At 64.0% G+C, this 228-nt stretch carries 1 protein-coding gene; it reads left to right on the plus strand.

From position 1 onward, the window contains the following. A partial coding sequence (locus KVT38_RS34535; RefSeq protein WP_483298224.1) for a Gfo/Idh/MocA family protein occupies positions 1-228 on the plus strand: 228 nt, incomplete at both ends.

The following is a 228-nucleotide window of genomic DNA, read 5'->3' on the forward strand; positions in this document are numbered from 1 at the left end:
GCTGAGCGGCGGCGCGCTGCTCGACATGCACATTCACGACACGCACATCGTGAATTGGCTGTTCGGCAAACCCGAGCGCGTGTCCACGATCGGCCGCATCGTCATTCCCGGCAGCGGCTTCGACGCCGCCTCCCCGCACTACGTTTATCCGGTCGGCAAAGTGCTGAACGCCCAGGTCGACTGGACGCTCGATGGCGTCTTCGGCTTCGTGTTGGGCTTCCGCGTCAA

It is taken from the genome of Cohnella sp. GbtcB17, from assembly GCF_019091135.1.
Classification (GTDB): domain Bacteria; phylum Bacillota; class Bacilli; order Paenibacillales; family Paenibacillaceae; genus Cohnella.